A 23,381-nucleotide genomic window follows, 5' to 3' on the forward strand; every position below is an offset into this window, starting at 1 on the left:
AAAGGCAAATTGCATCCATGCCGAATTAACTAGCTGGCTAACTCGGTCTAGTTAACTCGGTATGGAGCAGTTCAAGCATGCGTGGGAATCGTCCCTTTTTTACGTTCAATAGCGATTAAATAAGGAGCATCGCCGCGCTGAAGCTGCCGATAAACAATACATTGTGCCTGCCATACAGGTAGGGCAGCAGCCCATTCCTGTACCTGCTCTGCTTCTTCTGCCCCACCAGCATGCCCTGGATACAGCACGATCGTCAAAATACCACGTGGAGATAGCAGGTCAAGCGCCGCATTCAGTGCAGGCAGCGTAGAATGCGGTGTCGTAATAATCGAATGATCCCCTGTAGGCAAATAGCCAAGATTAAACATAATCGCTTGCAGCTTGCCATGTAGCTTCACTGGAATATGATCTTGCATCCGGTCATGGCTAGCTAGAATCGGTATGACGGTAGCGAGTGATTCGTGTCCATGTCGGCTCAATCGCTCCATCGTACTGTCAAGTGCAGCCTGTTGAATGTCAAAGCTATAAATTTGTCCTTTTCCCCCTGCGGCACGTGCGAGCATCAGCGTATCGGCACCAGTGCCGGCGGTTGCATCGATAGCGATCGCACCGGATACAGATTCCAGACGTTCCGCAGCCAGCTTGTGGGCAAAGCTTAATACGGACATAAATCCCATCTTACTTGCCCCTCCAATATTTGCCCTGCCAGCTATCACGGCGAGTCAGTTCAGCATCAATACCGGTCAATACTTCCCATTTATTCAAACTCCACATCGGTCCGATTAGCAGATGACGTGGTGCATCGCCGGTTAATCGATGAACGATCATCTCAGGCGGTAACATTTCCAGTGTATCAGCGATCAAGCCGATATATTCGTCCTGCTCCAGAAAGCGCAGCAGACCGGCTTCGTATTGTTTGACCATCGGCGTTTTACGCATCAGATGCAGCAGATGGATTTTAATGCCCTGTACGTCCATATGAGCGACAGCCCGTCCGGTTTCCAGCATCATCTCATGTGTTTCCTGTGGTAAACCGTAAATAATATGCGTACATACACGAATGCCACGCGCACGCAGTTTCGCCACCGCTTCTTCATAACACTGTGTATCATGGGCGCGATTAATCAGTGTAGACGTCGACTCGTGAATCGTTTGCAATCCCATCTCCACCCAAAAATACGTGCGCTCATTCAGTTCAGCTAGATAATCAACGACATCATCAGGCAGACAATCCGGCCGGGTCGCGATCGACAGACCGACAACGCCTGGCTGCTGCAAAATCAATTCATAACATTCACGTAGTTCTTCAACCGGTGCATACGTATTCGTGTATGCTTGGAAATAACCGATATACTGCGCTTGTGGCCACTTGCGGTGCTGCCTGTCACGGATCGTCTCAAACTGGGTTACCAGATCATCCCGTCGCCAGCCTGCAAAATCGCCTGATCCACGTGCACTGCAAAACGTACAGCCGCCCGTCGCAATTGTGCCATCACGATTCGGGCAGGTAAAGCCAGCGTCCAGCATCACTTTGAACACTTTACCGCCAAATTGCTGTTTCATCTCGGTATTCCAGGTGTGAAACCGTTTATCACTCCATAGTAGAGGTTGCCCATCAACATGTATCGTTTCCATTAAGAAACTCCTTTAAGTTGTAAATTTAAGTAAAGTTATCGCCAACTTCGCATATAGAGGATTGTAACAAAAATGGTCAACCATTGAAAATGATATCAAGAGCTGATTCAATTGTCTGTTAAATGGGTACATATATTATGCTGTGTCAAAGCGGCGGCTTCATGGTTTATTCATTTGAATGATCATTTGCATGTATACGCAAAAATCGATAGACTATGATTGCCTAAATGACGTTGGACCCCAATTCCAAATATAGAAAAAAGGATTTTCCGCATTCATTTTCGGGTGCGGAGGGTCCTTTTTTCCTTTTTAGTCTTTACATTTCATCATTTCTTCGTCAAAATAATTCCGTACAAGCGATAGAGCATATTACCGGGTGAGCCTGCAACCGGAAGCGAGATATACCGGAAGCACGAACTTATTTGAAAATCGGAGGAAGAACATGCGTTTAAGAGGAAGAAAAGGGATTCGCGAGGATCTGGAGCAGCAACAGGATCTGGTCGTGTTAAATCCTGAAATGTATAAAGGCAAATGGCGTGAGCGTTTTAACAATGATTATCCGATCCATGTGGAATTCGGAATGGGAAAAGGACGCTTCGTTAGCCAGATGAGCGTACGCAATCCAGAAGTCAACTATATCGGCTTTGATATGTATGACGAGCTTGTGCGCCGTTCGGCAGAGAAGACGCGGATAGCATGGGAAGAAGCAGGGAAGGGTACACCGACCACTATTCAGATGGCACTGGCGAATATCGAGAATATCGAAGATATTTTTGAGCCGGGCGAGATCGAACGCGTATATTTGAACTTTAGTGATCCGTGGCCGAAAAAGAAGCATGGTCGTCGTCGTTTGACACATCCACGCTTTCTGGAAAAATATTGCCGTCTGCTGAATGAGCGCGGTGGGATTCACTTTAAGACCGATTCGGAGACCCTATTCGAGTTCTCGCTCAATTCGTTTGCTGATTACGGTTTGCAAATGACGAATCTGAGCCTGAACCTGCATCGCGATGGGATCAATGAAGATCATGTGATGACCGAATATGAAGCGAAGTTTATGGGCAAAGGCATGCGTATCCACCGCTGCGAAGTCATTGTCGGCAAAGAAGCGCTTGCTGAGTATAACAAGACTCGACTGGATCAGTATTAAGCGATACGGCTCATTAGCAAGTGTTCCAAGTCAAGAATCGTTTATAAAGTAAACCTTGCCAAATAAACAAAACAAATAAACAACTCAAATAAACAAATAAAGCAAGGTCTTAACCGATTCAGGTTAAGACCTTGCTTTGTTCTACCATATCCATAATGCTACGAGCACATTCGGTCGGATTATAACGGTCAATCTGCTCCAGCTTGAGCTGACGCTGCGTTACAACAGCTTCATAATCATGAATGAGCAGATTCATCCATTGATGTACAATGCCCGGTGAGGTGATCGGTTCACCCCAGCCTTGCTCGGTAAAATATTGTGAATTATGTTCTTCCTGACCAGGCAGTGCATTATAAAATAGCATCGGTATCGCTTTAGCAAGCCCTTCCGTGCAGGTCATACCGCCAGGCTTGGTGACGAGCAAATCAGCAACTTCCATCAGCTTATCGATTTCTTTTGTGTAACGAATCAAATGGATATGCTCATGATTGAAACGCCGATCCTGGCGTGCGCGCTCATATGATTTTTCATTGCTGCCAAAGCAGAACAAAAACTGTACATTATCCGCATAGCCGGTTAACTGGCTGCTGATTGATTCATCTGCCATTCCCCAGCCGCCGCCCATCACAAGCACAGTAGGCATATCTTTCAATCCAAACCGATGGCGAATCTCCGCTTTACTCGGGTGTTCCCAGAAGTTCGGATGTACCGGAATGCCGGTTACATAAATGCGTGAGCTTTCAATCCCTCGAAGCTGTAATTTGGAACGAACGCCATCCGTCGACACGAGATAGCGATTTACTTCCGGAATGACCCATGTTCCATGCGCATCATAATCAGTAATGACCATGCATAATGGAACACTCAATCCGAGGCGCTTTAATCGGGCGATAACAGCACCTGGAATCGGATGTGTACATACAATCACATCCGGTCGCAGTTGACGAATAACGTTATGTGTATGGGTATAAAAGATACGATGAAGGGCAAGTGTAGCCAGACGATTGATCGATTTCTTGTACTGACTTTTGTACATCATCCGTATCAATTTGGGCTGCGATATAACCGTTTTTTTGTACGCGGTGATAATGAGCGGCGCTACTTTGGGATTAAGGAAACTGCCAAGCTCCAGTACGCGAGTCTGGATGTTCGGCGAGATTTTACGTAAGCTGCTCGATAGCGCATACGCAGCCTGTGTATGACCTGAACCAAAACCTTCCGACAGAAGCAGCACTCTGTATTTTGTCACGTTCATTTCACCTTTTCTGAAAGGTATTCTCTACATCGTTAATAGGAGTAAGTCATCTCGTCTAGTGTCTGTAATATACCTGTAACATATTACTGTAATGTTACAATAACCCCTTTAAGGCCATAATGCAAATGTACCGAACGCCACGCCTGAACCAATCAGCATTCCAACGAGCACATCGGACGGATAATGAAGTCCAAGATACATTCTCGATATAGCCACCAGTAAAGCAATCGGCAGCAGCCACGGAATCGTAGCTGTGTTAGCTAACATAAATGGAACAGTAACCGAGAAGATCGCTGTCGTATGCCCGGATGGAAAAGAGTGGTCAGTCAGCGGATTGCGGAAAGTAATCGTTTCTGGAATCGCCAGATACGGCCGTATACGCGGATAGAGCTTTTTCGCGATAGCGACAGGGATGTGACTGATTGCGAGCGCAATTGCAGCTTGCAGACCTGCCAGACTCCACGGCTGTGGTGCTAGTAGCCAGATCGCCAGTGTCGCAATAATCGTGAAGGTGGCTCCGCCCAGATTCGTTAAGTAGTAGAAGAAGAAGTTCAGAAATGGATTATGAAGTCTGGTGTTAAACCATCTGAAAATATATTGCTCCATAGTTTGTAAGCGAATAAGAAACTGACGCATGAGAGACCCCCGTATATATTGCCGTTTTTGGCTTAAATTAATCATATTTTTATTCTTTAACCATTTCAAGCATTATAACGTTAAGTAGCGGTTAAATTACCTGTATCGTAATGTTAAGCAATCTCAATTGAACGATTAAGATGAAAACGCTGCTGCTTATATGTAAACTTACCCCTTAACCGATAAAGTCATTCAACTTTATATGCCAGGTGCGCTAACGACCTCATACAATTGCCAGACGATAAGCGCCAGTCTGAATAGATTACCGCAACAATACGAACCGGAGCAATCGAAGCGGCAAAATAGTAAAAACATAATCGCTGTTCACCATTTCGCTTGATTCAACTGAAATTAAAAGGTTTATAGGATTTCAGACAAGCGAAGCGTTAAAATTAACCGTCAGCTATCGCTCTCCATTTTCCTTCCTAACACATATAAAATACAGACTATTCCAAAATACACAACAAACGAACCAAAAAAATGATGCAAATATGAGGCTAAAGATTTAGAAATCGAGCAAATCAGCGATAAATGGCGAGAAACAGATATTAAATCATGTTCTGCAACATTCCTGTAATATATTACGTCTATATTACAGAGTTTTCACGAAAGAATGAAAATTAGCGCTTTGACAAAAGATTGAAAAGTGTGCAAAATCTTAATGTCCGCATCAATAAGCGTTGCATTTCAGGAATTTGCAAAATTTGCGGAAGGAACATTCATCCTTCATAATGAAACACGCACACGTTGTAACACAACTGAAATATGAAAATGAAATGGCAGTCTAATTAAGCATACTGCGATCTGACACATGGACTCAAGGAAAAAGAATACTTCGTCATCATTAATTTGTTTTGAAGAGGGTTTACCACTGAAGGGGGTCACACAAACTCATGGGCAATATATTGGACACAATCTTTATCGTATTGCAGGTTATGCTCGCATTTGTTGCGGTATATCAGTTCGGTTTTTCATTATTCGGTATTTTCAAACGCAAGCGCAGACCGGATCACGCACCGCAAAAGTCATTTGCGATTCTGGTAGCGGCTCACAATGAAGAGCAGGTTATCGGCGCATTGATGGAAAACTTAAAGCGGATGGATTATCCGCGCGAGCTGTATGATGTGTTCGTCATTTGCGATAACTGCACAGACAGTACGGCTGATATCGTTCGAAGTCATGGTATGAATGCATGTGTACGTACAAATCCGAACCAACGCGGTAAAGGTTACGCGATCGAATGGATGCTGCGTGAACTGTGGAGCATGGAACGTCAATACGACGGTATCGTTATGTTCGACGCAGACAATCTGGCTGCACCGAACTTCCTGCAAGAAATGAACAATGATATGTGTGAAGGTGCACGTGTTATTCAAGGTTACATCGATACAAAGAATCCAGAAGATTCCTGGATCACTGCGGCTTACGGTGTATCGTACTGGTACATCAACCGTCTGTGGCAGTTGTCCCGTCATAACCTGAACATGGCCAACTTCCTCGGTGGTACAGGGATGTGTTTTGAAAATGAACTGCTGAAAGAAATCGGCTGGGGAGCAACAAGTCTGGTAGAAGACTTGGAGTTCACGATGCGTTGTGCTGAAAAAGGCATTTATCCAAAATTTAGCTACGATGCTAAAGTATTCGACGAGAAGCCACTGACATTTAAAGCTTCTTCCCGTCAACGTCTGCGCTGGATGCAAGGTCACTTTACAGTAGCTCGTCGTTATTTCTTCCCGCTGCTGTGGCAAAGTATCAAGCAATTCAACATCATCAAGTTTGACCTTGCGCTGTATAGCGTTAACGTATACATCGTTCTCGTTACATTCCTGATGACAGCTGGCGTATGGATCGACACAGCTATTCTGGGTGGTCCTCATATTTCATCCATCTATAATTACTTGCCGCTGTGGGTCGCTTATGTAGCAATCGCTGCTAACGTAGTAACATTTATTCTGGCGATGGCGCTGGAAAAGGTCAAATCGTGGAAAGTGTACGCTTACCTGTTACTGTTCCCAATCTACGGTCTGTCCTGGTGGCCAATTACATTCTATGCGTTCTTCACCCAGAACAACAAACAATGGAGCCACACGCAGCATACACGCGTTGTGCGTATTGAGGATGTACATGGCAGCAAGCAAAGCACACTGTAATTTAAGCTAAGCGGTCTGATGGTCTTTTCAACGGAAGCTGATCGCCGAGCTGATCATACAAATACAAGTAGAAAAGGCGTAGCGCTCTCGATGTGGAGCGTTACGCCTTTTTTATGAAAAATAACCAGAAGCGCCGTATCATCCTATACAGTATGGTGCGATAGTTAGCTATATGCCGAATAAACATCTATACCGAATAAACATCGATACGGGTACAACCGAGAATAGAATGTGATAAAGTGCGAGGCATGATAGCAATGGGGAAGATGCTAGCTGGTACAGCTGATCCATGCTAAAACCAATACGTCAAACCGAAGCAAACAAAGTGATGTTTAAACTAGATAAGTATTTGTGAAATTAATAAGACAAACCTGTTGACACATATGTATAGCCGTGATATACTAATCAAGTGTTTTTGAAACGACTAAATGAATGAATAAGTAGAAGCTTGTCTTCTCACCTGACCAATAGCAATTGGCTGGTTCATTGATCTTTACTTTGATGACAATGATATTGTCATGAATAGATGTAGATGATCAAGGGATGCGGGTGATGAGGCCTGCATCCCTTTTTATTATGCAATACCGCTGTCTATCATAATGTGGAGGTGGAAGTTATTAGTAAGGAACATATGATTAACGATGAAATCCGGGTAAAAGAAGTACGCCTGGTAGGTGCTGAAGGTGAGCAAATCGGAATTACACCAACTCGTGAAGCAATGCAAATGGCGATCGATCTGAATTTGGATCTCGTTAACGTAGCACCGCAAGCGAAACCGCCTGTATGTCGAATCATGGACTACGGTAAATTCCGTTACGAACAGCAGAAGAAAGAAAAAGAAGCGCGTAAAAATCAGAAGATTGTTGAACTGAAAGAAATCCGCTTCCATGCCAATACGGAAGAGCATGATTATCAAACTAAACTCCGTAATGTAGTAAAGTTTCTTAACAATGGCGACAAGGTGAAATGTTCGGTCCGCTTCCGCGGTCGCGAGATTGCACATGCAAATATTGGTCAAAGAGTCTTGGAACGCGTAAGAGATGAAGTTGCAGATATCTGTACTGTTGAGCGCCAGCCTAAACTGGAAGGCCGCAGCATGATTATGATCTTGGCGCCGAAAAATAACTAAGGGGGATATTCAAATGCCTAAAATGAAAACTCATAGCAGTTTGAAAGGTCGCTTCAAAATTACAGGAACAGGTAAAGTTAAACGCCATAAAGCGTTCAAAAACCACCTGCTTTCCCACAAATCCAAACGTCAAAAACGCGTACTGGGTACTAGCCCAATGATGGCTGCTGGTGACGTAAGACGCTTGAAACAAGGTCTGGCTAATCTTAAATAATTTAATTTTCCGGGAGGGTTTATAATATGGCACGAGTAAAAGGCGGATTCGTCACACGTCGTAAACATAAGAAATATCTGAAACTTGCAAAAGGTTACTTCGGTTCCAAACACCGTATTTTCAAAACTGCAAAAGAACAGGTTAACAAATCCCTGGTCTACGCATACCGTGACCGTCGTCAAACAAAACGTAACTTCCGCAGACTGTGGATTGTACGTATCAATGCAGCAGCTCGTCTGAACGGTCTGTCTTACAACAAACTGATGCACGGTCTGAAACTGGCTGGTGTGAACATCAACCGTAAAATGCTGGCTGAACTGGCAGTTAACGATGTTACTGCGTTCAACTCCCTGGCATCCGTTGCAAAAGAAAAAATCAACGCTTAAGTTGTAGCGTGATCAAGAGAGTCTCTGTATATGCAGGGACTCTTTTTTTGAGAAGAAGTGAGGGTTCATGGAATAATATGAGCTTTTTTGCTAAATGAAATGAAAATGGATGACGATACTATATAGTGTAGTCAACATTACAGGAACGTTTGGATAAATGTAGTAAGCTATTTTACGATTATTCATCGCTATTATGTATGTTGCCATTATATAAGGAAGCGATTCGTCAAAAAGTGATTGTACGGATTATGAAAGTGGTCACTATGCTGTATTACAAAGTAATATAGTAAGATAAGGATCAAAGCTGACATACAGTATGATGGTTTAGCGCGTTAAATGGTAAAAAACACACTGATTAAGTAGGTTATCTAACATATACATTACATATATTAGGAAAAAAGAACAAAATGAAGCGCTTTCTTCGTTTATCCGATAAATTAATTGACCAATTGTTATTAAAATAGTAGATTTTCCTACCACATGATTGTATAATCGGTTCAGTGACTATTGAATCTGCTCATAAGACGAACTTTACAGTGTTGATTCGGGTAAAATGTTCGGTTTTTACAGAAAGAAGCAGATGTATAGTTGATACTTTTAAGGGGGAACAACATACATGAAGAAGGTCTATTCACTTTCGCTGATCATGGTACTGGCACTGTCCGTATTTTTGGCAGCATGCGGTAACAAAAGCGAGTCCACAAACAATGCAGGTAGCGGAACATCGGGAAGTGGCGGTTCCAGCGACGTAAAAATCGGTATGGTTACTGACGTAGGCGGCGTGAATGACAAATCCTTTAACCAATCCGCATGGGAAGCACTGCAAAAAGTGCAAACTGACGGCGGCGCTAGTGTAAAGTATCTTCAAAGTAAATCCGATCAGGATTATATTCCTAACTTGAATCAATTCGTTAAGGATGGCTACGCTTTGACTTGGGGTATCGGCTTCAACCTTGCAAATGCAATTGATACAGTTGCTAAGCAAAACCCGGATGCAAAACTGGCAATCATCGACAGTGTGGTTGATCAGCCAAACGTTAAATCCGTAACATTCTCTGAAAACGAAGGTTCTTTCCTTGTTGGCGTGATCGCCGGCAAAATGACTAAAACAAACAAAATCGGTTTCGTAGGCGGCGAGAAAAGCCCGCTGATCCAACGCTTCGAAGCTGGCTTTAAAGCAGGTATCCAGGCTGTTAATCCTAATGCTCAACTGATGGTTAACTACACTGGTGCATTCGACAAGCCAGACGTTGGTAAATCCGCAGCAGCTACACTGTACAACGATGGCGTAGACATTATTTTCCACGCTGCTGGTGCAACAGGTACAGGCGTATTTAACGAAGCGACAGCTCGCGTTAACGCTGGACAACAAGTATGGGTAATCGGTGTCGACAAAGACCAATCTCTGGAATTTGGCGATAAAGTTACGCTGACTTCCATGATCAAGCGTGTAGACACTGCCGTTGAAAAAGTATCCAAAGAAGTAATCGATGGTACATTCAAAGGTGGCGTAGAAACACTGGGTCTGAAAGATGATGGCGTAGGCGTTGCTGATACTTCTAGCAAAAACGTTCCTGCTGACGTACTGAAACTGGTTGATGAGTACAAAGAAAAAATCATCAAAGGCGAAATCAAAGTACCTGATACCGTCCAATAAGATAGCTTCATCGAAGCTGCTTCAAAATAGTAGACTCCAACACAAGGCTGGTTCATGACTAGCCTTGTTGTTACGTCTACAGGTAAATGAACGGTAACGGTTGGACGGCTTTATCGTCAAAAGGGATAGCGTAATGTAGAGAGATAACGATTAGCTCTATCAAAAAAAGCTGATCGAAATACCGAAAAGTATGGCTATACTGGTGGTTGCAAGACTTCCGCATGTCATAGCTAAATACGATACCGTGTGAAGTCTTATCAAAGGGATAATCAATTTGCTTATAAGGGTGATTTAATGAATACAGCAACCCCTGTTGTAGAGCTAAAACAAATAACAAAACGTTTCCCTGGAATCGTAGCTAATGATTCGATCAGCTTTAAGCTGTTCAAGGGTGAGATTCATGCCCTGCTGGGTGAGAACGGTGCCGGCAAGTCGACGCTTATGAATGTAGTCTTTGGACTGTATCAGCCTGAAGAAGGTGTAATTGAAGTCAATGGTAAGCCTGTACTAATTGATGGGCCGAACAAAGCGATTGAGCTTGGCATCGGGATGGTTCACCAGCATTTTAAGCTGGTACAGCCATTTACTGTTACCGAGAATATTATTCTGGGCTCTGAGCCGAAAAAGGGTGCCCGAATCAACTATAAAAAAGCGACGGAAGAAATCCGTAAGCTATCTGAGCAATACGGACTGCGTGTTGATCCGAATGCCAAAATTCACGACATCTCTGTCGGAATGCAACAACGGGTCGAGATTCTCAAAACGTTGTATCGTGGCGCTGATATTCTAATCTTTGATGAGCCGACTGCGGTGTTAACACCACAGGAGATTTCCGAGCTGATGGAAATTATGCAGCGTCTGATCAAAGAGGGTAAGTCGATCATTTTGATTACGCATAAGCTCAAAGAAATTATGCAGATCGCTGACACGGTAACGATCATTCGCCGCGGTAAAGTCATTGATACGCTGAAAAAGACCGAAACCTCGCCACAGGAGCTGGCTGAGAAAATGGTCGGTCGTAACGTGAGTTTTAAGGTAGACAAAATCGCTGCTAATCCAGGCGAAGTGGTCATGGAAATGAAAGATATCGTTTCTAAGAACAAAGATGGCATGGCTGTTCTGGATCATCTCAGCCTACAGGTGAAGGCAGGCGAGATTCTCGGTATTGCTGGTGTTGATGGTAACGGACAGAGCGAGCTAATCGAAGCGCTAACCGGTCTGCGTCATGTGGATGGTGGACAGATCACTTTACATGGCAAGCCGATTACGAACCTGACACCGCGTAAAATTACTGAATCGGGTGTAGCGCATATTCCAGAAGACCGTCATAAGCATGGTCTCGTACTGGATTTCTCGGTTAGTGAAAACATGGTACTGGAGACATACTACAAGCAGCCTTACAACAAAAATGGCTTCTTGCAGTACGATGAGATCGATAAAAAGGCACAGCGTCTTGTAGAAGGTTTTGACGTGCGTACGCCAAGCATTCATACGATGGCACGCTCTTTATCTGGTGGTAACCAGCAAAAGGCGATCATTGCACGCGAGATCGACAAAAATCCGGATTTGCTCGTAGCGGCGCAGCCAACACGGGGTCTGGACGTAGGTGCGATTGAGTTTGTACAAAAGCAATTGATTGCACAGCGTGATCAAGGCAAAGCGGTTCTGCTCATTTCGTTTGAGCTGGATGAAATTTTGAACGTATCTGACCGGATTGTCGTTATTTATGAAGGTCAAATTGTAGGTGAAGTGCTGCCGGAACAAACCAATGATCAGGAATTGGGCTTAATGATGGCGGGAAGCACCGTAAAGAGAGGTGCAGCGCATGAATAAAGTATTAAAGCTGTTTACACGAGATTCGGTCACGCTGCCAGTCGTAGCGATTATTCTCGGTCTGGTGCTTGGAGCACTCGTGATGATGATCGGTGGTTACAATCCGATTGATGCCTATGGTGCATTGATCGAACGCGTATACGGCAACACGTATGATTTTGGTGAAGCGATTCGTGAAATGACACCGCTGATTATGACGGGTCTGGCGTTTGCTTTCGCCGCACGTACAGGTTTGTTTAACATCGGTGGTGAAGGCCAATACCTGATTGGTATGACGGCTGCTTCGATCGTCGGTATCCATCTGCACGGCTTGCCTGCATTCATTCACGCGCCACTGGCGATTATTGCGGGTGCTGTGTTTGGCGGTCTGTGGGCGGCGCTTGCCGGTTTCCTCAAAGCTACACGTGGTGTAAACGAAGTTATTTCCTGTATTATGCTTAACTGGATCGGTCTGTACCTGTCCAATTTGATTATTAATACATTTGCGCTTCAAGCGGGCGATACACGTTCGGTGGATATTCAGCCGTCCGCGTCCATCGCGATTAGCTGGCTGTCGGAAATGATGGGCAATGCGCGTGTGCACTGGGGTACATTGATCGCGCTAATCGCTGCTGTATTTTTCTACATTTTCATGTGGAAAACAAAACAAGGTTTTGAGCTGCGTTCCGTTGGTTTTAACCAGGACGCTTCCAAATATGCAGGTATGAACGTAAACCGCAATATTGTGAAAGCGATGTTCATCAGTGGTGCGTTCGCTGGTCTGGGCGGCGCGTTTACCGTGCTGGGTGTGTTTGGTTACCAGTCCGTCATGGCAAGCTCGCCAGGAACCGGATTTGATGGAATCGCGGTGGCGCTGATTGGGATGAACAATCCATTTGGTGTTGTGCTCGGAGCCATCCTGTTCGGTACACTGACGTATGGTTCGGCAGGGATGAGCTTTAGTGCGGACGTACCACCCGAAATCGTCCGTATCGTTATTGGTGCAATTATATTCTTTATCGCCGCACAAGGTATTGTGCGCTGGTTGCTTAAACCGTTTTATGCCAAGCGCAAGAAAGAGAAGGTGTCATAATGGACGTATTAACAATTATTGGTCAGCTTCTTAATACGACGTTAGTGTTTGCGACGGCACTCATCTTCACTTCTCTCGGCGGTATTTTTTCAGAGAAATCCGGTGTAACGAACCTCGGTCTCGAAGGTTTGATGGTGTTCGGCGCATTTGCAGCCGGCGTATTTGGTCACTATGCACAGGCAGCAGGTCTGGACGGCTTTGCCGCCGCTTCGATCGGTCTGTGTGCAGCGGTTGTGCTCGGTATTATCGTATCGCTCATTCACGCTGTCGCTTCGATCACGTTCAAAGCGGATCAAGTTATTAGTGGTATCGTCATTAACTTCCTCGCCGCAGGCAGTACGCTGTATATGGTGAAGCTGTTATTCGACGGGGCAGGTGAAACGGAACTGATCTCCGGTTACAGCCGTATGCCAATTCCAGGCTTGAGCCAAATTCCGCTGCTGGGTGACGCGCTGTTCAACGCGTATCCAACGACATACCTGGCGATTATTCTCGTATTCGTTTCATATTTCGTATTATACAAAACACCATTCGGGCTGCGTCTGCGTTCGGTCGGTGAGCATCCAAGTGCCGCTGATACCGTAGGGATCAAAGTAAATCGTATGCGTTATGTAGGCGTGATGATCAGTGGTGCACTGGCTGCTGTCGGTGGCGCAACGATCACACTGACGACAACAGGCACATTTGCACACAATACGATTTCCGGTCAAGGTTACATCGCGATCGCTGCGATGATCTTCGGTAAATGGAATCCAATCGGTGCGTTCGGTGCAGCTGTATTTTTCGGTCTGGCACAAGCGGTACGTAACTATGTACAGCTGTTTGCCTGGACACAAAGCATTCCGCCCGAAATTATCTATATGCTGCCATACCTGCTCACCATCATCGTTCTGGTAGCCGCTGTTGGACGCTCCAGCGCTCCATCCGCACTAGGCCAACCTTACGATCCGAGCAAGCGGTAGATAGTGTATTAAACATAGTCTACGCCACGCTCGGGTGCTCTGCACGATTGCGATTGCATACAAAAACAGCTCCTATGTCATATGTAAACTTCAAATGCAAACCTCAAAGTCGGTTCTCCTGCGGGAGCACCGGCTTTTTTTGTTATTGTTGGGTGATTGAGATTCTGGGCGAAGATATGCAGAAAAAAGGTGAGCAGAGTTGTATTGCAGAAAAGCCAGAAAGAAATGTTTCAAAATATGTATGAGTGCGGTGACTTTTTGTAGATTGTAGATTGTAGATTGTAGATTGTAGATTGTAGATTGTAGATTGTAGATTGTAGATTGTAGATTGTAGATTGTAGATTGTAGATTGTAGATTGTAGATTGTAGTGAAACGCACTCCACTACGAGAAGGAAATAAGGAGAAAGTAAGATGGCTAGTATCCGTACTTTTCTAACACAGGGTTCAATGAAAAGTAATGGTTGTGAAGCAAAATATTTTACAGCTTGGAAGGGGCAGAAATCTACATTCATTCCTAATTGGGCAAATTCTCGCGGCTCCGCCGAGTTCGCTTCCTTACTCCTTTTTGAAGTGGTTGCTGCTTCTAGCCCTCTCATTTATCGAATCCAACCTTGTTGATAAAGCTCTCTCACTAACCTAACTATGTGTCCAATCCAACAAAAATAAGAATACCCAAACCCAATCATTTGTGCACAAAGGACAAAATCAAATCAACACTCATAAAGTTAATATGCATCATTTTCTCATAAATATAAAGCTATACTAGCAAAGATCACGCTTACATTACATATTTGCTGTATAAATGACTTGCGAGCGATTACACGAATTGTCCAAAAGTGCATAAAAAAATAGTGTTGACTCTGTTTCAAATGAATCATATAATGTTTCTAAATCAACGGCTGGCAACAACGTAAATGGTTACAGTCGATATTGTGAATATCTATGATCGGCTATGAAGAGGACGAAGTTTTAAGGGCTATTTTGTCCAGAGAGTGAAGCGCACTGCTGAAAGCTTCATCAAAACCCCTTTTATACGAGCTCACCTCGGAGCTGTTTTCCTGAAAGGCACTGATGTATTAGTGATTATTAGGGAAAATCGTATTGTCTACGTTACAGACAATAGGTAAGACACATTTGTCTTACTTGATGAGGCATATAAGCTGTGAGGCTGTATGCGAATCTGGGTGGTACCACGGAAGATATAACCTTTCGTCCCTCGAACAGAGTTTTTCTGTTTGGGGTGGCGAAAGGTTTTTTTGATTTTATTAACCGGAGCCAGCAATCTTCATCAGAGAAATGAGCAAGTAACCTGCTGTAGAATGCGTCGGCCTGTCATACAAATTTTGTGTAAGATTGATGTGAATTTTTGGGAGGAGGAAAAGATATGAGCGCGCAAATACCAAATGTGCAATCTACTGATCAATTACGTGAGAAATGGATGAAGCCGGAAGTTATTACAGGTTCCGAGATGCTTCTCCGCAGCTTGCTGCTAGAAGGTGTTGAATGCGTCTTTGGTTATCCGGGCGGAGCGGTATTGTACATTTATGATGCGATGCACGGATTTGACGACTTTAAGCATTTGCTGACTCGTCACGAACAGGGTGCCATTCATGCAGCTGACGGTTATGCACGTGCCAGCGGCAAAGTGGGTGTCTGTATCGCCACTTCCGGTCCAGGAGCAACGAACCTTGTTACGGGGATCGCAACTGCGTATATGGATTCGGTGCCACTCGTAGTCATCACTGGTAACGTAGCGACAACGCTGATCGGTACGGATGCTTTTCAGGAAGCGGATATTACAGGGATCACGATGCCGATTACGAAACACAGCTATCTTGTACGTGATGTAGAGGATCTGCCGCGTGTCATTCATGAGGCATTCCACATCGCCAACACCGGTCGTAAAGGTCCAGTACTGATCGATATTCCGAAAGATGTATCGGCAGCCAAGTCACTGTTCAAGCCACATACGGAGCCAGTCGTGATGAGAGGCTACAATCCACGTGTCGTAGCGAACAAGCTACAGCTGGATAAGCTGCACCAGGCGATCGTTGAAGCAGAGCGTCCATTGATTTTGGCTGGTGGCGGTGTCGTTTATTCCGGCGGACATGAGGAATTGCTGAAATTCGTAACGGCTACAGGCATTCCGATCACGACCACATTGCTCGGACTGGGCGGTTTCCCAAGCGGTAACGATCTGTGGATCGGGATGCCAGGGATGCACGGAACTTACGCAGCAAACCAGGCGATTCAGCAATCTGATTTGCTGATTAGCATCGGTGCTCGCTTCGATGACCGGGTAACCGGTAAACTCGATGGATTTGCGCCTCATGCTCGAATCGCTCATATCGACATCGATCCAGCCGAAATTGGCAAAAACGTAAAAACGGACATTCCGATTGTCGGTGATGTAAAAACCGTACTGGAGCAACTGAACAGTGATGCAGCATATAGCGCTAAAGCCGATGCATGGCGTCAAAAGATCGCCGAGTGGAAACGTGACAAGCCTTTCCGTTATGACGATTCAGATGAGGTATTGAAGCCACAATGGGTAGTTGAAATGCTGAATGATACAACTCGTGGTGAAGCGATTGTAACGACAGACGTTGGTCAGCATCAGATGTGGGCAGCGCAGTATTATCGTTTTAACAAACCGCGTTCCTGGGTAACATCCGGTGGACTGGGTACGATGGGCTTCGGCTTCCCTTCCGCAATCGGTGCGCAGATGGCCAATCCAGATCGTCTCGTGATTTCGATTAATGGTGATGGCGGTATGCAGATGTGTGCACAGGAACTGGCGATCTGCGCGATCAACAATATTCCAGTGAAAATCGTCATCCTGAATAACCAGGTACTTGGTATGGTACGTCAATGGCAGGAATTGATCTATGAGAACCGTTACAGTCATATCGATCTGTCCGGTAGCCCGGATTTTGTAAAATTGGCTGAAGCGTACGGAGTCAAAGGTCTGCGTGCAACGAACAAAGAAGAAGCACAGGCAGCATGGCAAGAAGCGATGGATACACCGGGACCTGTCGTGGTAGAGTTCATCGTCAACAAGCACGAAAATGTGTATCCGATGGTTCCGCAAGGAGCTACCATTGATCAAATGTTAATGGGGGATAAAGAATGATATCGACAACGTTCAAACACACCATCGCCGTATTAGTTAACGACCAGCCAGGCGTGCTGCAACGGGTCTCCGGCCTGTTCGGCCGTCGTGGCTTCAATATCGAAAGTATTACCGTCGGTCAATCCGAAGAAGCAGGTCTGTCCCGTATGGTTATCGTAACAAGTGGTAACGAAAACACGCTGGAGCAGATCGAAAAGCAATTGTACAAAATCATCGACGTGATCAAAGTTATCGATCTGAGTTCTCGTCCGATGGTTGCTCGTGAATTGGCGCTAATTAAAGTAAAAGCCGAGCCGTCCGAGCGCCCTGAAATTATGGGTGTGATCGAAACATTCCGCGCAGCGGTTGTGGATATCGGCCCAAGCAGCCTGATGGTACAGGTTGTCGGTGATACGGACAAGATCGATGCGATGATCGAGCTGCTGAAACCATACGGCATTCGCGAGTTGTCCCGTACAGGCGCGACTGCGATGATTCGCGGCAACGTATAAGTTACGCTAAACCGAGCGATAGAAGCAAGGAAGGTCAGCCTACAAATGATAGAAGGCTGATGCAAAGCTATCCAATTAGGCGGAAAGACCGTAAGCTGTTCGTCCGCTTAGACAGGATATCATTAACGTCATCTGATCCTCCTTGAAAAGACGGGGATTTGAGAGGAAATCGAACGCTGTTCACCTATTCAATGTTGATCAACTTCAAACACAAGGTGCAATAGATACAGATGTTTGCGAAGCCAAAGCCATACTTGTTGTGTGTTTGCGAACCTCAAGCACGGGTTGTAATAAAAAGGTTTTCGCATAACCAAAAACCTGCTGCTTCATTCTTGCTCGTGCAGAATGAATACGCTGGTAATATGTACTATTGTCGATATGATGGTGCACATGCAGCGTCGCTTCCTTTGAAATACCCGCTCTTTTCAGGAGGGTTAAAACAACCATCGGCATTGCCGGTACAACGTTCCATATATTAAAGGAGGAAGAAAAAATGGCAGTAACAACTTACTACGAAAACGATGCAGAATTGAACGTATTGAAAGGTAAAACAATCGCAATTATCGGTTATGGTAGCCAGGGTCACGCTCACGCGCAAAACCTGCGTGATAGCGGTCTGTCCGTTGTCATCGGTCTGCGTGAAGGTAAATCGTTTGACAAAGCGAAAAACGATGGCTTTGAAGTGCTGTCCGTAGCAGAAGCTACAAAAAGAGCGGATATCGTTCAAATTCTGATGCCGGATGAAACACAAGCTAGCGTGTACAACAGCGAAATCGCACCCAACCTGAAAGATACGGCTGCACTGTTGTTCGCACACGGTTTCAACGTTCATTTTGGTCAAATCGTTGCTCCGAAAAGCAATGACGTACTGCTTGTTGCTCCTAAATCTCCTGGTCACATGGTACGTCGTACATATGAAGAGGGATTCGGCGTACCTGGCCTGATCGCGATTCATCAAGATGCTACCGGTAATGCCAAAGAAATCGGTCTGGCGTATGCAAAAGGTATCGGCTGTACACGTGCAGGCGTTATCGAAACGTCCTTCCGTGAAGAAACGGAAACGGATCTGTTCGGTGAGCAAGCGGTACTATGTGGTGGCGTAAGTGCACTGGTTAAAGCAGGTTTCGAAACACTGACTGAAGCTGGCTACGCTCCTGAAATGGCTTACTTCGAATGTTTGCATGAGCTGAAGCTGATCGTTGACCTGATGTATGAAGGCGGTCTGGCAACGATGCGCGATTCGATCAGTAACACTGCGGAATATGGTGACTATGTAACTGGTCCTCGTATCGTAACGGAAGAAACGAAAAAAGCGATGAAAGAAGTGCTGACGGATATCCAACAGGGTAAATTCGCACGCGACTTTATCCTGGAAAACCAATCCGGTCGTGCATTCCTGACAGCAACACGCCGCAATGAGTCCGAGCACCAGCTTGAAGTTGTGGGCGGTCAATTGCGTGAAATGATGCATTGGATTAAAAAATAATGATTTGATGGCGTAAATTGCGGTGCGGGTGGGTGAATGGGACTGGCGCTCCGGGGAAAGATTGTTCTTTCGATCGCTGTTAAAGGTTGATTTTTTGAACGACTGCTTGTCGCAGTCAAAATCAACCTTTAGCATATGCTTTCGATGCGAGCTTTCTTACAGAAAGCTTGTGGGCGAACGCTGCGCTTCTACAGAACAATTCTTTCCCCTCCGCTGGTGCACATCCAACCTGCCTACCGCAAATTACATCTAAATAATTTTTTTGAATGAGGTAGGATTAGTAGTAGGGAGTACGGATTGGGATTTGTGCTTAAGCGGTGTCTCTCTTGATATGGAAATCATTTTAAGAATTTAATGATTAAAGCTTTTATGAGTTTTGAGTGTAGTAATGACTATAATGTGAATACGCTTAAATTGTGAATACGAATGGATGGGTATAGTGCTTCATGTGGAATGTGTAAAGATGAGGAATGTTTAAAGGTTACGCGTCTACTTCAAGCACGGTTGTACTTAAAACTATAAGGAGGTGCGATTATGCGTAAAATTTATATTTTCGATACGACGTTGAGAGATGGAGAGCAATCGCCTGGGGTTAACTTGAATACGCCGGAGAAAGTTGAGATTGCTCATCAGCTTGAGCGTTTGGGTGTCGATCGTATTGAAGCTGGATTTCCGGCGGCATCGCCTGGTGATCTGGCAGCGGTTCATGCTGTGGCGAAAGCTGTAAAAAATGCCAGTGTAATTGGTTTGTCGCGTTCGCGTGAGCAGGACATCGATGCGGTACGCGAGGCGCTGAAGGGGGCGCAAGATCCGTGCCTGCATCTGTTCCTGGCGACTTCACCGATTCACCGCCAGTACAAATTGCGCATGGACAAAGATCAAGTGCGGGATACGGCGCGCTCGGCGATTCGGTATGCGCGTAAATATTTTGATAAGGTTGAATTTTCGCTGGAAGATGCGGGACGTACAGAGCTGGACTTTATCGCTGAGATGACGAAAATGGCGATTGAAGAAGGCGCGTATGTGGTCAATTTGCCGGATACGGTCGGCTATTTGACACCTTATGAATACGGCAACATTTTCAAATATGTGAAAGACAATGTACCTGGCGTGGAAAAAGTGCAATTGAGCGCGCATTGCCACGATGATCTGGGCATGGCAACTGCGAATGCACTGGCGGCCATTTTGAACGGCGCCGATCAGGTTGAAGGTACGATTAATGGAATCGGTGAGCGTGCGGGTAATACGGCACTGGAAGAAGTGGCGATGGCGTTGGAAACGCGTCAGGACTTTTATGGTGCGAAAACGTCGTTTACATTGTCTGAAATTGCACGTACAAGCCGCCTCGTGAGCAAGCTGACCGGTATGGTTGTACCGGGCAATAAAGCGATCGTTGGGGCGAATGCATTTGCCCATGAGTCCGGTATTCACCAGGATGGTATGCTGAAAGAGAAATCGACGTATGAGATTATGACACCGGAAACGATTGGACTGAAGGAAAGCAAGCTCGTGATGGGCAAGCACTCCGGTCGCCATGCGTTCCGTGAACATCTGATCGAGCTGGGCTTTGAACTGGACGAAGAAGCGGTGAATCGCGCTTTTACCAAATTTAAAGTGCTGGCAGATAAGAAGAAAGAAGTGACCGATGATGATCTGTTTGCGCTGCTGGAAGAGCGTCTTGCAGATACGCCAGAGTTTTTCCAACTGGATTCACTGTTTGTATCATTTGACAGTGAGAGCGAGCCGACTGCGCGTGTACGTCTGAGCACGATCGATGGCAGTGTGCGTGAAGAACAATCGAGCGGCAATGGCGCGGTCGATTCGATCTACAATGCGATCGATAAAGCTTCACAGGAAGAAGTGACGCTATCCGATTATTCGATCAAGGCGGTTACGCAGGGGAAAGATGCACTTGGTGAAGTTCATGTGGCGTTGACACAAGAAGGCATTACCGCTCAAGGTCGCGGCGTGAGCACGGATATTTTGGAAGCTAGCGCACGTGCTTATGTAGATTCCTTAAATCGTCTGGTGGAAAAACGCAAAACCGGACGTCGTGATAATATTCCGATGATCTGATGGATCAGCTTGATCTGGTCGAATGAGAACGATTCGCCTGATTCATAGGAGACGATACGCCAGATTGATATGTTGATGCTCATGCGGTGGATGTGTCCATGTAAGACACACGGAGTATTCAGATAACATTATATACAATAAAGCCTCTGATTTTGCAGTGGGATCACTACGGTCAAAGCTGGATTATTCCGATGATGGAATATTTCGATTTGGCACGATGTGTATGCCCGACTGTGAAGTCGAGGCTTTTTTATTTAGACTATCGCGGAGTTAAAAAAATGGGCGCGCAAATGGAAAGTGCGGTCACGCAAAATAGCGCAGACATGTTGGATGGTACGTTTGATGCGATCGCACGGCTGTTAATGAATCGGATCGCATATTAAACGGGGGCAAACAGGCTAGAGCCTGAGAGCAGTAGTGTAAAATATGCAGGATCATCATAAGTGTACTTGAAGCAAGTTGATTTGAAATCAAAACGATTTTATTTTCTGATAAACTATTTACAACTAAAAACTTATTTATTTTCAAAATTATGGTTGTAGAAACGGGTGTTATTTTTACTTTATAGATGAACCTCGCTGTTCAGATTAAATCAGCAATGAGTAGTCGTATCCCTCATAGTCGTATTTCAACAGCAAAGATTTGAATGACGAACATTTCAACAACAGAGATCCAAGCAAAAAAGAGCCAAGCAATAAAGATCCCAACAGCGAGGTCAATCTAACCACCAGGGAGGAAATTATAATGACAAGCAGTGGACGTGATTTGACGATTGAGGCAGTGAATACAACAGGTGTGGTGCAATTTGATATCGCTTCAGCGACACGGGGCGGTACGCGGCGATTGATGGTGAGTGATAACCCGGAGACGCTAAATGAAACGAATTTTCCGGTCACACATGGTGTATTGTGGCATGATGTTGTACGTAGTCATGATGGACAGGTGAAGCATCGCATTTTCGGCTGGCATTACAATGTGTTGCCCAATCCGGTGAAGATCGGGATCACGCTGGAAAATCGTGCGAATCATGGGGCAGTGCGTCTGGAAGATGTGAAGCGTGAGTATCGGATCGGTGGCGATGAAGTTAACTGGATTACCGATATCGGCGGTACTATTTCGAAGGCGGTTCTTGCAGGTACGATGGATCAGCGTACAGCTGATCAGTCACTGATCAAGCAGCAGCAATCCGGGCAGATCGAATCGTTTATCGTACCGTCTGGCAAGCTGTTCGGATTTGTGTATGATTTTACCGTGAAAAGTACAGATAGCGGTGAAATGCAATATACGGTGCGCACAGTGGCATCACGCGATACCGCGTATGATCTGACACTGCTGAAGTCAGAGCCATTGCCGCTGGCAGCACAGGCGCATCCGCGTGGAAACTGGACTTTTTCCGAAACGAATGCAATGACGCCAGTGTACACAGCAGGTACGGAGCGTGTTATTTATCCGACAGCTGCCAAGTTGAAAAAAGATGGCTCGATTCCGGCGGATCAACTGTTTACTGCTGCTGCCAGTGAACAGCCACAGCAGTCGCTGGATAACCGGGCGCAATTTGGTGTCATTTATAATGTGACTGTACCTGTGCATAATCCAGGCTCACAAAATCGCACGGTACAAATTTCCCTTAATCCGCGCGGGGGTAGTTATGGTGGTGCAGTGAAGATTGGGGAGGATGTGTACGGCGTGCCACTGCTGCGCACGAATCAGCAAAAGGCGCCTGTGTATGTAGCGAGCGTGCCGCCGGGTACGAGTACGTATAGCTTTAGTCTGATGATTGCTGGTGCTTCATCCACACCGCTTGGTTTGCTGGTGGAGACGCTATCATAGACCAGGTGATCTGCAAGTAGAGACGTATGCAGTAGAGACCTATACAATGAAGACGATTAGTTGAGTTACTCATCGAATACAGCGGAGTAAAGTTGAGTGGCTCAGTCGTAGATGGGTTCACTATTCGTAATTGGAAGATTATCCATAGCTGTGTAGTTGTCTAACAGCGTATGATCTGTGCATATATTATTTATAGGCGTATCCTTATCTGTATCTGTATCTGTATCTGTATCTGTATCTGTATCTGTATCTGTATCTGTATCTGTATCTGTATCTGTATCTGTA

At 45.4% G+C, this 23,381-nt stretch carries 21 protein-coding genes; 15 read left to right on the plus strand and 6 right to left on the minus strand.

All coding sequences use genetic code 11. The annotated features are described in order from the left end of the window. Positions 1 to 71 precede the first annotated feature (71 nt). A complete protein-coding gene (gene mnmM / locus AAHF22_RS22125; protein ID WP_347327163.1) occupies positions 72 to 677 on the minus strand; it encodes a tRNA 5-(aminomethyl)-2-thiouridylate-methyltransferase MnmM in 606 nt (201 codons plus the stop codon). Between the two features lies 1 nt (position 678). Continuing rightward, a complete protein-coding gene (gene mnmL / locus AAHF22_RS22130; protein ID WP_347327164.1) occupies positions 679 to 1,635 on the minus strand; it encodes a tRNA modification radical SAM protein MnmL/YtqA in 957 nt (318 codons plus the stop codon). Positions 1,636 to 2,077: 442 nt separating this feature from the next. Here mnmL and trmB point away from each other — a divergent pair, with 442 nt between their 5' ends. After that, entirely contained in the window at positions 2,078 to 2,785 is a 708-nt protein-coding gene (gene trmB / locus AAHF22_RS22135; protein ID WP_347327165.1) for a tRNA (guanosine(46)-N7)-methyltransferase TrmB, read from the plus strand. A gap of 118 nt (positions 2,786 to 2,903) precedes the next feature. Here the strand turns inward: trmB and AAHF22_RS22140 are convergent, their stop codons facing one another. Then, complete coding sequence (locus AAHF22_RS22140; RefSeq protein WP_417629379.1) at positions 2,904 to 4,034, minus strand: MGDG synthase family glycosyltransferase; 1,131 nt, start codon at positions 4,032 to 4,034, stop codon at positions 2,904 to 2,906. 114 nt (positions 4,035 to 4,148) lie between these two features. Then, positions 4,149 to 4,676, minus strand: coding sequence for a phosphatase PAP2 family protein (locus AAHF22_RS22145; RefSeq protein ID WP_347327167.1), 528 nt, complete (start codon positions 4,674 to 4,676; stop codon positions 4,149 to 4,151). Positions 4,677 to 5,578: 902 nt separating this feature from the next. Between AAHF22_RS22145 and AAHF22_RS22150 the strand changes: the two genes are divergently transcribed. The 11 genes from AAHF22_RS22150 (at position 5,579) to ilvN (ending at position 17,704) form a co-directional block, all read left to right on the plus strand. Further along, entirely contained in the window at positions 5,579 to 6,826 is a 1,248-nt protein-coding gene (locus tag AAHF22_RS22150) for a glycosyltransferase family 2 protein (protein ID WP_347327183.1), read from the plus strand. A gap of 631 nt (positions 6,827 to 7,457) precedes the next feature. Continuing rightward, positions 7,458 to 7,955, plus strand: coding sequence for a translation initiation factor IF-3 (gene infC, locus AAHF22_RS22155; RefSeq protein ID WP_347327168.1), 498 nt, complete (start codon positions 7,458 to 7,460; stop codon positions 7,953 to 7,955). Between the two features lie 13 nt (positions 7,956 to 7,968). Then, positions 7,969 to 8,169 (plus strand): 50S ribosomal protein L35, encoded by a 201-nt coding sequence (gene rpmI, locus AAHF22_RS22160; RefSeq protein WP_188773816.1) that lies wholly within the window; start codon positions 7,969 to 7,971, stop codon positions 8,167 to 8,169. Positions 8,170 to 8,195: 26 nt separating this feature from the next. Next, entirely contained in the window at positions 8,196 to 8,555 is a 360-nt protein-coding gene (rplT, locus tag AAHF22_RS22165) for a 50S ribosomal protein L20 (RefSeq protein ID WP_322903225.1), read from the plus strand. Between the two features lie 616 nt (positions 8,556 to 9,171). Further along, a complete protein-coding gene (locus AAHF22_RS22170) occupies positions 9,172 to 10,212 on the plus strand; it encodes a BMP family lipoprotein (RefSeq protein WP_347327169.1) in 1,041 nt (346 codons plus the stop codon). 294 nt (positions 10,213 to 10,506) lie between these two features. After that, on the plus strand, positions 10,507 to 12,045 hold the full coding sequence (locus AAHF22_RS22175; protein WP_347327170.1) for an ABC transporter ATP-binding protein: 1,539 nt from the start codon (positions 10,507 to 10,509) through the stop codon (positions 12,043 to 12,045). Then, complete coding sequence (locus AAHF22_RS22180; RefSeq protein ID WP_347327171.1) at positions 12,038 to 13,117, plus strand: ABC transporter permease; 1,080 nt, start codon at positions 12,038 to 12,040, stop codon at positions 13,115 to 13,117. Before AAHF22_RS22175 ends, AAHF22_RS22180 begins: the two co-directional genes overlap by 8 nt. Continuing rightward, entirely contained in the window at positions 13,117 to 14,079 is a 963-nt protein-coding gene (locus tag AAHF22_RS22185) for an ABC transporter permease (RefSeq protein ID WP_347327172.1), read from the plus strand. The genes AAHF22_RS22180 and AAHF22_RS22185 overlap by 1 nt, the downstream gene beginning before the upstream one ends. A gap of 412 nt (positions 14,080 to 14,491) precedes the next feature. Further along, positions 14,492 to 14,698 carry a hypothetical protein gene (locus AAHF22_RS22190; RefSeq protein ID WP_347327173.1) on the plus strand — a complete coding sequence of 69 codons (207 nt, stop codon included), beginning with the start codon at positions 14,492 to 14,494 and terminating at the stop codon, positions 14,696 to 14,698. A 766-nt stretch (positions 14,699 to 15,464) separates the two neighbouring features. Continuing rightward, positions 15,465 to 17,213, plus strand: coding sequence for a biosynthetic-type acetolactate synthase large subunit (gene ilvB, locus AAHF22_RS22195; protein ID WP_347327174.1), 1,749 nt, complete (start codon positions 15,465 to 15,467; stop codon positions 17,211 to 17,213). Then, positions 17,210 to 17,704, plus strand: a complete 495-nt coding sequence (gene ilvN, locus AAHF22_RS22200) for an acetolactate synthase small subunit (RefSeq protein WP_347327175.1) — start codon at positions 17,210 to 17,212, stop codon at positions 17,702 to 17,704. Before ilvB ends, ilvN begins: the two co-directional genes overlap by 4 nt. A gap of 204 nt (positions 17,705 to 17,908) precedes the next feature. Here the strand turns inward: ilvN and AAHF22_RS22205 are convergent, their stop codons facing one another. Then, positions 17,909 to 18,157, minus strand: coding sequence for a hypothetical protein (locus AAHF22_RS22205; RefSeq protein ID WP_347327176.1), 249 nt, complete (start codon positions 18,155 to 18,157; stop codon positions 17,909 to 17,911). 40 nt (positions 18,158 to 18,197) lie between these two features. On the opposite strand from AAHF22_RS22205, the gene ilvC reads away from it, so the two are divergent. The 3 genes from ilvC to AAHF22_RS22220 all read left to right on the plus strand — a co-directional run bounded on the left by ilvC (position 18,198) and on the right by AAHF22_RS22220 (position 23,096). Next, positions 18,198 to 19,190 carry a ketol-acid reductoisomerase gene (ilvC, locus tag AAHF22_RS22210; protein ID WP_347327177.1) on the plus strand — a complete coding sequence of 331 codons (993 nt, stop codon included), beginning with the start codon at positions 18,198 to 18,200 and terminating at the stop codon, positions 19,188 to 19,190. A gap of 534 nt (positions 19,191 to 19,724) precedes the next feature. Next, on the plus strand, positions 19,725 to 21,266 hold the full coding sequence (locus AAHF22_RS22215) for a 2-isopropylmalate synthase (protein WP_347327178.1): 1,542 nt from the start codon (positions 19,725 to 19,727) through the stop codon (positions 21,264 to 21,266). A 744-nt stretch (positions 21,267 to 22,010) separates the two neighbouring features. Further along, positions 22,011 to 23,096 (plus strand): hypothetical protein, encoded by a 1,086-nt coding sequence (locus AAHF22_RS22220; RefSeq protein ID WP_347327179.1) that lies wholly within the window; start codon positions 22,011 to 22,013, stop codon positions 23,094 to 23,096. A 101-nt stretch (positions 23,097 to 23,197) separates the two neighbouring features. Here the strand turns inward: AAHF22_RS22220 and AAHF22_RS22225 are convergent. Beyond that, on the minus strand, positions 23,198 to 23,381 hold a 184-nt coding region (locus AAHF22_RS22225; protein ID WP_347327180.1), incomplete at its 5' end, for a hypothetical protein.

This window comes from Paenibacillus wenxiniae, assembly GCF_039822605.1.
GTDB classification, from domain to species: Bacteria; Bacillota; Bacilli; order Paenibacillales; family Paenibacillaceae; genus Saccharibacillus; species Saccharibacillus wenxiniae.